Raw genomic sequence first — 8,126 nt, 5'->3', positions numbered from 1 at the left:
GCAAATAATGACAAACAGCTTTTTGCTCTAATCATGCCTGTCCTTCCTTTGGTGCTAAGTAAAAGAAATTTCCTTTCTTATCCCATCTCACATCCCAATTATCCCAGCTCCCTACAGTATATTTCTTCTTTAATTCGTTGTTCATCGCCTGAAATATCTCGAAGCCTTTGATGATTTTAATTCTAAGTCTCTCACCTTCCCATGAGCCACCAATAATGGTCATTCTCAAACAATCTTTATTAAAGATTAACCGTGCATGGAAATGTTTAACATCGCTTAGCAAAGTTCTGATGGCTTTATCTATCTCTGGGCAATCGGTTGTTGGAACATCCTTTTCATCATTTTCTATCTTTATTTTGACATCCACATTAAATGGCCCCTTGATTAAAGAAAATAGCTCTATTCGGCTTTCCTCGTACAGATACTCCATGCCAAGTGTCTTGCCCCATTCGATACTCTTAAATGCTCCTGATGGTTGCAATGGAGTATTGTCTTTGTTCATTTCTAGAGTCGTCGTTTCATTTTGAAATGAATGAAATAACTGACTTTCTAATTTTTTATACCTTTCCATGCTACTGCTACCATAGATAATTGTAGAAAACGTACTTGAGGGTGAATCTATAATCGTGGCTATATGAATGTCCTCTAATAATCCATATGAATAAATGTGCGATAGATCATCGTACCATCTTGGGAAGAATTTCCATTTAATAAACCTTATACCAATATATTTTGTTAACTTTATAAAATCTCTTTGTGAAAATGTAGCTTTATTCCAGAACATCCATATTGTAATAATAAATAAAAATGTAATTGTTAACCATATTCCATCACTCTTATATATGGGAAAAGGAAGTGGATAACCCATAAAAAAGGCGAGCAAATCAATGAGGCAAAAACCGCCGATCAACATTTTTGCACAATATATTACAAACCAGACTAATATAAGATAACTACGTTTTACACTAATCTTTCTGTTTAACATGTTGAATATCCCTGACTCCATCTTTCCCATACGTAGTATTTAAATAGAGGATTATAATAGAATAAAGCATTCACAATTACATATAATAATAGATTCTCAAACAGCTGTATGATACTAACTGCAACTAAAATTGTAATAATTGCTGCAGACAACTCAAATGCAGCAGTAAGAATCATACCTATAATAGCACCTGCTATTACACCTAATAAAATGTCAATAGTCGCAGCGGCTGCGGCTTTCCATCTATTGTTAGTCTCACTCATTATTTCCATATATGTTTCAATAGCTGTTATGACCATAGCAATGGGGCCAGCTATCTTAAATGCTTTAGTTATAAAATCAGTTGACACCAATGCTAACTTTAGAATTGCTCTAAAAATATCCAGAGATGAACCGTCAAATGTACCATTAAGAAAATCCACCAATGGATCACTCTTCTGCGTATTCCCGCTTCCACTTAATCCACCTGATATTTCAAAGGCACTGGCTCCTGTTGATGGGTCTATTATGATATACCCAACACCAGTCCAGCCATTGTAGGTTATCTGAGTCTTTGAAACTGTTACCGTATAAAAACCGATACGAGAGACGAGATTCATTAACCCTCCGTATTTTTGAATTAATTAACGAACAGCATGTGTAAAGTCAAGAAATCGTTTTAAGGGCTGTTGAATACGCATCCTCATTCCATGAGCCGTCCGAGTTCTGGTTGATAACAAGATAGGAAAGGGCGTTGCTGATCGTGGAGAAGTTGGAGTAGTTCACGGACTTCAGGGCCTGAAGGGCGAGGAGGGTGTCGAGATTGTTTATACCGTAACCTTCATAGCCTCCCCATACCCCGCTTGCATTGTCTATATACGATACAAGCAACCCTTCATCGCTACCGCCTGACAAAAGTGTAAACATCCGCTCAGAAAGATAATCTGTCGTGCTCAGGGATTGGCTCTGTAGCCATGAGATAGCATTGGAATAGAGTGTTGTGTTTGTTTGATTCAAAACCTGTAATGTATCTATGACTGTGATTGTTGTGCGGGTAATATCAGTTGTGGAAGTTAGGTTGCCCAGCGAGCCATCGGGATTCGATTGTGTTCCCAGCCATGAAAGACCGCCGTTGATTAGAGTAGACTGTGCATGAGCAGAAAAGGCAGATAATAAAAAGATGACCGTTATAAATAACAATCTTTTATTCATAATTTCCCCTTATGACACAGTAATAAGAATGTAATCATTTAGCCTCTTCATCTTTCTCTATGAAAAGATCAGCGGCTGCTTTTTCAAGTGCTGAAGAAAAGCGGTTAAACTGTATATTCAAATCTATTGTTAGTCTGGTGGTGGGATATAATATCGCAAATAAAAATATAAATAAACCATTAGCCAATAAAGTTACAATATGAAACCAATAAAGTATAGCATCAACAAAAATTAGTATCCCAGTAATAATCCAATCTATGATCATTCTCCTTTTGAATTTTAGCCACTCTACTTTAAAAGGTGGAATATTTTTGGCAGCATTTGATAAAATTGAGGTATCTATGTTTATTGTCTTTTCCAAATACTTTTTTATGTAAAAGGAGTCTATATATGGTGAAGAAAAATAGAAAGGTAAAAGACTATAAAGCACAATGTGATATGGGAGATTTGAATTGTAATATTTAAATAACAAAACAAAAAAAATTGGTAAATAGGTAATTATCGCGAGATAGATTGTAAGTTTTCTAATTTTTTTCCTATAAAGATTCCATATAGGGAAACTATGTTTATCTGTTGATTCACTACCTATCAAAGGTTTAAGGATATCTTTCATAATAGATATAATACTATTTATAGATATAGATAAAAGCTTTTGCTTTTGATCAATAGCAAATAACAAAAGTACTCCTATTACTAAAGGTACAGGAATTATATATGGTATGTTTAGATAAAGAAAAGTAATTAATTGAGTCATACCGATTAGAAGAAATACACCGAGTATCTTCAACCAGTATATAGGTTCATTCCATTTTACTTTTGGATATTCTTTTAATGGAGGCATATTTATTGTTTTAAAATCCGTAATAAGAGCAGAACAGCACCACAGATTTCCTTTACCAAATTAGTTGGATACTTAATACATGCCTGTACTATTGGCATTACATATACAGGGAAATCCACTTTAATTAATATTCTTAAAGCAGTATAAAGATATATTGCTCCTGCTGCAATTGTATTGGCTAATGTTGTTAATGACGCAATAAAAACTTCTAATTCACCAATTATTCCAGCACCAACCCCAGTGATCATAAGTGCGTATGGTAGATACTTTAATATCAATAAAATTATATACCCGACCCACCAGAGTATATATACAAAAGCTCCATTCATTCCCCCACTAATCATATACGCCCCTGCACCGGTTGTTGGATCGATTATAATATATCCAACGCCGGTCCATCCGTTGAAATTAATCTCTCTCTGGGGAACAGTAACAATCTCACCTGCATTTACAGCATTCTGTATATCTGAAATTACATCAGAGCTTAACTGGAGCTGCGGCAAGACAGTAGAAATGTTAGACTGATCTATTGTGTAGATAGGTATCCCTTGGTTATTTGCTACTTGTATGATTTTAACTGCTGATAAGCCTTGTACAGGATTAGTAGGCGTTGAGAATAGCTGTTCTGGAACTTTACCCTCTAAGTATGAGGAGTTTAAACCAGAGGCAAACATATACTGAATAACATTGTTGCTATCCCCATCTGTAGCTTGCGTGAGCTCCAAGTTCCTCTGTACATCCATCTTTAATCCACCTATGCTTGCACTGGTTGGTACTCCAAACATGTATCGTACATTTAAAGCAACAGAGGTTATTATGTCTGATGGAATTCTTGCTATTACAACATTCTTTGCTTTCGCTTGGAGTTGATCCATCATGTCGTATTCAGCATAGTAAGCTGCTGCCGTGGTATAAAGAATATCACCCCAGATATCATCCTTCGTCATACCTGTGAAATTCTGTGCAGAAAGGTTAGCTTGCGTTGTTGTAAGTTTTGCCTTTAATGCAAGGAGCTGTTGCTGAGATACACCTCCAGCATCCACCTCTATGCCATAATATTCTCCAGAAATAAGGTTCTTTGCTGTTGTGTCAGCATATTGATTGGCATCCGTAAAGGTCATCGTAAGAGTCTCACCATTGCCAAGTCCTATAGAGCTACCTGTAGCCACTACCTGCCCATCGACCATCAATTGTGGTACCATGTTGATTAAATATGCTGGTAACGATGTCGGGAGGGAACTGATGGTTATTGAACTGCCTGTTGGCATATAAGATTCTATTACAGCTTCATCCGCACTGGTTGCAGGCACATAGCTCAATGTGAGTCTTTTCCCTGCTATCTGTGCCAAACTTACTGTATAGTTTATATCCGTCTGTAAGGTTTGTGGATTGGTAATCTGGAATGATATCTTGTACCTCAAATTATCAGGTACTTCTGAAGCCTCCCAGCCTTTTGCTAATACCTGATATGGTATTGTACCAAGTAAGTACGGAAAGTTTTGCTGAATGATAGTCTTCTTGCCGATTACATCCCCTACCGTTGCATTGGGGTTTGTCTGAGAAATGTAGTTTGCTACCTGTGCCTGATAATTTGCTATGGTCTGGGATATGTATGCCGCATTAATGTTTGTTACATACCCTTGTTGTGTATTTATTGTAGCTGTGGAGGTAATCTGGTTTATAAAGCTTTGGGCGTCAAACGGCACTGCCTGTGTGATATTCATTCCTTGTGTATAGGTATACTGCTTATAGCTTGCATCCAGGGGTATCCATTCATTGCCGGGACCATTGCGTGCTCCTCTTGATGGAAAGTAATTCACATAAGCTTCGACCCATGCATGCTCAATCTTTGCCGCTACTATCTTACCGCCAGCCACTTCACCAGTTATAGGTATGCCGCCTTGAGCCATCAGCTCTAATGCTGACTTTGCATCTGTGAATCCGCCTACCCAGTTCATGATCTGATTTATGGGTAACTGTATTGTGCCATAAACGTAGCGGGCAGGAATGTTGGAGGCGCGGAGTAATGCAATAAGCAGGCTTGCTGTGTCCATGTCGTTGCACTGCATGGTCTGGAGGCACATGTCTGCACCCTGAATTGAACCATAAGTTGGGACGTATTCTATGTTGTTATAGACCCAGTTGTAAATGTTTACTGCGTTGTATCCAAGCTCTTTTGCCTTTGCGAGGATTGCAGGGGTAAACTGGACTTCTACTGTGGATGTTAGGTCTGCGGCCGTCGGGGGCAGGATTGTTTGGACAAGTGCGGACGATAAGAGATTGTCGGTTGTCAGGCTGGCGAGTTGGATGGGGTTCTGGATTCCCGTTTTCACGGGAATGACAGACTGGGGAATATCTCCGATGTTATTATTGCTGTCATTCCGTACTTGATACGGAATCCAGTCTTTTGTTTCTCTGGATTCCTGCTTTCGCAGGAATGACGAGGCACTATATAGCTTTCCCGGACTTCTCCACACGGGTTTTACCCCGTTAGAAGATGCGGTTGATTTTGCTATTGCTTGATCCGGAGATTCCAATTTCGTAAAGGTCAATTTTCTAACGGGGTGAACCATCCTATGCGGTAGTTTGTTCGGGTTGAATTTAATATGCCGTGAAGGTGGTTTTATCTTATCAAGAAATACCTTGAGCTTCCTTGTCCTTGCCGTGAACTGAGTATTTGTCTTCGCAATATTTATTGAATCAAGATTTGCTTTGAGCACTGCAAAGTTCTTTTCGTACCTTCTTTCAAATGCTTTTTGTCTTTGCTGAATTACAGCCGGCAGACCCTTTATTCGCTGCTCGGTTTGTTTGAACTGAGCTCTGATGTTTATATCTGCTTGCTCAAGCTCGGATTTCTCTTTTTGGAATCCTGCCTTCTCCGATTCAATTTCTGTTGATTGTTGTCCGACCTCTGTCTTCTGTACTCTGTTCTGTATTTTCTCTGCCCGCTCCCGGATGCGTGTGACGAGGGTTTCTAACCCCCTTGCATCCCCCTTATCAGGGGGAAATCCAGAAAATTCTCTGTTGTTATTTCTCTCGCTACTCGCTACTTGATGCTCGCCACTATTGGCGGTTGCTGCATATACAACCTGATAAATCCCGAGATTCGTCCATGCAAATACGAATATCAGGAAAACAGCGGTTGACTTTAACAAAGAAGGTTTGAAAACATCTTTATGAAAACCGATCTTCATTAACCCTCCGTATTTTTGCATTAATTAACGAACGGCATGTGTAAAGTCAAGAAATCGTTTTAAGGGCTGTTGAATACGCATCCTCATTCCATGAGCCGTCCGCAGGTTAGGTTGTTGAGATGTAATTGATTGTCTACAAGGGGCGGGTTTACAACCCGTCCCTACAATACAGTAAATAATTATTTAAGAGAGATGGCTGTTACAGCATTTGTCGGTGAATCCTGGCTTACATAAAGTGTAGAAGATGTATCGTTGAAAGTAAACCCGCCATTTGCATTTGTAATGCCTGTACCAGAAATAAAAACAGTCTTGCATGTACCCGGAACATATTTATACATTGTGTTTGTCCCGGCATCTAAAATATAGATATTTCCGTATGCATCCAGCTTCATATTCGCGGGACATGATAAATTAGAAGTGACAGTTGTTATAGTCGTACCAGCAGAATTTATTATGTATACGCTTCCACTATTGCAATCACCAACGTACACATTGCCATAAGCATCTGTTGCAACAGCGGTTGGGTTTGTAAAGCTTGACGAAAACAATGTTGCAGTACCATTGTTTGCAATGGCGTATACGGTTCCATCTCCGCCGACTGTTACATACAGGGGCCATGATTGTCCTGCATTTGCGAAATAAACCGCGTCCGGTGCACTGCCTACTGTTGCAAAAACGGATGGCTTACCTCCGCCTGCCGGCACTACCAGGATGTTGTTACCGGAATTAGCCACATAAAGTTTCCCTGTTGCATTAAACGCAACATCAAGTGGATTATTATATTTAACGGCTCTTCTGCCGTTGCCACTGCTTGAATATATTGATATCACGCCTGCAGGAGTAATTTTATCTATATAATTATTGGTGTTATAAACAGCTACGTAAAGGTTGCCGTATGTGGCAACCGTTGTTTGATGTTGCATTGAACCCATAACCGTATTTGCTGATTGCCCATTAGCAGGTATTGTAAATGTTGAACCGACAGTGCCTGATGTAAAAATTCATCCCCATGGACCGAAAACAGGGTTATTTATACCCCATCCGGTCCCAAGGTCTGTGCCATAAGCTGTTGTGTTTAGATCACCTCTTACACGGTATGTTTGCATCTCAACACCAGTCCATGGTTTTGCCGAGATATTTGTAATGTATATCGTAACTGTAATAGTTGCACCATTATAAACGACGTTACCTATCTGGAATACATCTGCTTTACCGGATTGATTTTGAAGTGCTTGAGACGGTGTTACATCGATAGATTTGGTTTTTAATTGTTGTATGTTTGCATCATAATTGATTTCATAGATACCTACAGGTGTCCTGTCACTTGATTGCGGCTGCTGTACAGAACCGCAGCCGGAAAACATCAAGCCGGCCAATAGTATTAACAATAATAAGCCCTTAATACGGTTCATATCATTTGCTCTATGTTGAAAAAGCAACATATGCTGTTGATGATTAACCATTATTTAAATTTTCAAGTATTTTTTAAATTTATAAAAAATGGATACATGCGTTAAAAATAACACGCATAGTTGATAAAAAATAAACATTACTGAATTTATAAACTAACATCAATCCATAAATTGCATTTTTGGGGTTAACATATCTTTATGGTTATGGAACAATGCATGCAGAGTGAGAAGGATTGCACGGGGATACAGCAATCGTATGCGTGGTAAGTGAACCCTTCACATAATTCAGTAATCCGGTTGCCGCATCAAAAGTTACTGTACCGTCTGATGTATTAACGGTGAAGCCATCGGGAAAATGCATCCGCGGTATGAATATCTCGGTAGTGCCATGACCAATGCCGTCCTCTTTATAGATATAGGTGAATGTAGTCGTGGTAAATGTGGAAGGTACGCTTGTTATTGGATAGCTTATACTTACCGGTGTTCCGGCAGTAAGCACAGGT

General features: G+C 39.0%; 8 protein-coding genes. All 8 read right to left on the bottom strand.

Annotation, left to right across the window (positions count from 1 at the left end):
- Positions 1–31: 31 nt before the first annotated feature.
- Positions 32–1,015 carry a hypothetical protein gene (locus M1381_09260; GenBank protein ID MCL4479266.1) on the bottom strand — a complete coding sequence of 328 codons (984 nt, stop codon included), beginning with the start codon at positions 1,013–1,015 and terminating at the stop codon, positions 32–34.
- The gene (locus tag M1381_09255) at positions 979–1,584 is read right to left on the bottom strand and encodes a hypothetical protein (protein MCL4479265.1); all 606 of its coding nucleotides are present in this window, start codon (positions 1,582–1,584) and stop codon (positions 979–981) included. The genes M1381_09260 and M1381_09255 overlap by 37 nt, the downstream gene beginning before the upstream one ends.
- Positions 1,585–1,630: 46 nt before the next feature.
- Positions 1,631–2,176 carry a hypothetical protein gene (locus tag M1381_09250; GenBank protein ID MCL4479264.1) on the bottom strand — a complete coding sequence of 182 codons (546 nt, stop codon included), beginning with the start codon at positions 2,174–2,176 and terminating at the stop codon, positions 1,631–1,633.
- A gap of 34 nt (positions 2,177–2,210) precedes the next feature.
- On the bottom strand, positions 2,211–3,017 hold the full coding sequence (locus M1381_09245; GenBank protein ID MCL4479263.1) for a hypothetical protein: 807 nt from the start codon (positions 3,015–3,017) through the stop codon (positions 2,211–2,213).
- Between the two features lie 2 nt (positions 3,018–3,019).
- Positions 3,020–6,211 carry a transglutaminase gene (locus M1381_09240; GenBank protein ID MCL4479262.1) on the bottom strand — a complete coding sequence of 1,064 codons (3,192 nt, stop codon included), beginning with the start codon at positions 6,209–6,211 and terminating at the stop codon, positions 3,020–3,022.
- Between the two features lie 179 nt (positions 6,212–6,390).
- Complete coding sequence (locus M1381_09235; GenBank protein ID MCL4479261.1) at positions 6,391–7,134, bottom strand: hypothetical protein; 744 nt, start codon at positions 7,132–7,134, stop codon at positions 6,391–6,393.
- 78 nt (positions 7,135–7,212) lie between these two features.
- Entirely contained in the window at positions 7,213–7,653 is a 441-nt protein-coding gene (locus M1381_09230) for a hypothetical protein (GenBank protein MCL4479260.1), read from the bottom strand.
- A gap of 172 nt (positions 7,654–7,825) precedes the next feature.
- The coding region (locus M1381_09225) for a hypothetical protein (GenBank protein MCL4479259.1) at positions 7,826–8,126 on the bottom strand (301 nt) is incomplete at its 5' end.

Source organism: Deltaproteobacteria bacterium, from assembly GCA_023382265.1.
Classification (GTDB): Bacteria; JAMCPX01; JAMCPX01; order JAMCPX01; family JAMCPX01; genus JAMCPX01.
Note: the sequence above shows the minus strand (reverse complement) of the source record. Positions and strands in the feature narration are given on the sequence as shown.